This is a genomic window from Streptomyces albireticuli (assembly GCF_021228125.1).
GTDB classification, from domain to species: domain Bacteria; phylum Actinomycetota; class Actinomycetes; order Streptomycetales; family Streptomycetaceae; genus Streptomyces; species Streptomyces albireticuli.
This window is the reverse complement of the sequence record NZ_JAJQQS010000071.1, coordinates 1-1,770: the sequence shown is the minus strand read 5'-3', so window position 1 is coordinate 1,770 and position 1,770 is coordinate 1. Positions and strand designations below refer to the sequence as shown.

Annotated in this window: 2 protein-coding genes; one reads left to right on the top strand and one right to left on the bottom strand. The window is 67.6% G+C overall.

Annotated features, from left to right (window positions below):
- Nucleotides 1-106: 106 nt before the first annotated feature.
- Nucleotides 107-688, bottom strand: coding sequence for a hypothetical protein (locus tag LUZ64_RS36590; protein ID WP_095580521.1), 582 nt, complete (start codon nt 686-688; stop codon nt 107-109).
- A gap of 301 nt (nt 689-989) precedes the next feature.
- Here LUZ64_RS36590 and LUZ64_RS36585 point away from each other — a divergent pair, with 301 nt between their 5' ends.
- On the top strand, nt 990-1,757 hold the full coding sequence (locus LUZ64_RS36585) for an IS5 family transposase (protein ID WP_095580519.1): 768 nt from the start codon (nt 990-992) through the stop codon (nt 1,755-1,757).
- Nucleotides 1,758-1,770 lie beyond the last annotated feature (13 nt).

The window sequence follows — 1,770 nt, the reverse complement described above, 5'->3', positions numbered from 1 at the left end:
GAGCTCTTTCCAACTTCACGCTGAGCTGGTCAGGTGTAGGGCGAGGACGGCTTGGGCGAGTGCGGTGATGCGGACCGGACGGCGGCGTGCACGAGCACCGAGTTGGTCACGGGTGGACGCCCGCCTGCGCAGCCAGATACTCGACGCCGCGGTGGCCGGACTCCTTGGACACGTGAACGTGGACCGCGTGCCGGCCGGACGGCAGTGCAGGGTCGGAGTGGTCGCCGCGGAAGGCGACCTGTACCGCATCGTGGCGGAAGCCGTGCAGGCCGTGCTCGGGTCTGTCCGGCCAGCGGCCCGGCCATACGAGGAAGACCGCGCTGCCGTTGTCGCCCAGTGCCGCGATAACCCGGTCCTCGGCCGTCCCCGGTGCGAACCGTGCCGACATCTCGAGCGGCAGGTGTGCCTCCAGTTCACGGTCGTCCATGACCGGCACGTCCGGTTCGCAGCCGCCAGCGCCGCAAGAGGGTTGGGCACCAGGGTAAGGGCGGTGCACAAAGCGGGAGTTCGGCAGCGCCGCCGCCATTCGGCGGACCTCGTCGACGCTCTCCAGGTGCGTCAGCAGTTCCGCCTCCTCGCCGCGGTGTTCCATCAGCGCGCACAGTCGCATGGCCTGGCGGTACGCGTCGGCGGCGTCAGCGGTGACGTGGACACAGCGTGAGTAGCCGGCCAGGCAGTCTTCGCACATGGCCGCATGGTGCCACCCGCTGGTCCGGACTGTCACCCGGAATGATCGGCGGACTCCGATGCCGAAGGACGGCCGTCGGCATGGCTCCCACGATGCTTTTGACGAGCAGGGCGTACAAGCGGTGCAGGCCGATGGTGTCGAGGTGGAGAAAGTCCGTCGCGAGCAGGCCGCCGACCTGGGTCTTGAGGAACTGATTCGACTCCGACCCGGCAGACGTGTGGGCCAGTTGGGCTGACAGACAGGTGAAGCCCCTGCTAGACGGGTCTTCGACCAAGAAAACCGTCTCCTTCAGAGGCTTCGTGTGCTTGTGTACCCCTCCGGCGTCGACGTGTCCAGCTCTGCCCTGCGCCTCCTGTCCGCCAAGCTCCGCCAACACCGCCGGGAGCTCGGTAGTCGGTGGAGGCGCCTGACTCCGGGCCGGCAGGCTCTGCTCACACTCGCCCACCTCCGCAACGGCCACCCCTACGCCCAGCTCGCGGCCGGGTTCGGTGTCGGCACCACCACCGCCTACCGATACGTCGCCGAGGCTGTCGACCTCTTGGCCGCACTCGCCCCGACCCTTGAGGAGGCTGCCCGTACGGCATCGACCAAGGCGCTTGTACTACTGGACGGCACCTTGCTGCCCATCGACCGGGTCGCCGCGGACCGCCCTTTCTACTCCGGGAAGTACAAGAAGCACGGGATGAACGTGCAGGTTCTGGCCGATCCGTCCGGTCGGCTGCTGTGGGCATCGCCGGCTCTTCCCGGCGCTGTCCATGACGTCCGAGCCGCCCGTGAACACGGCATCGTCGACATGCTCACGGACGCCGGCATCACGTGCTGGGCGGACAAGGGATACCGCGGTGCCGGAGGCACAGTCCGCGTTCCATACTGGGGTCGCTGGGAGACGCTCTCCGACGGTCAGAAGGCCGTCAACCGATCTCACACCAAGATCCGGGCCATGGTCGAGCAGGCCGTCGCCACCCTTAAGTCCTGGCGACTCCTCCGCAAACTGCGGTGCTCGACCACCCGCATCACAAGCCTGGTCCAAGCTGTCCTGACCCTGCATCTGGCGAGCTCAGGCCGATGATGGAAAGAGCTCA

What these genes read in the sequence shown, in the direction of transcription:
- LUZ64_RS36590 (WP_095580521.1), bottom strand. Translation starts at nt 688, where the DNA reads ATGTGCGAAGACTGCCTGGCCGGCTACTCACGCTGTGTCCACGTCACC.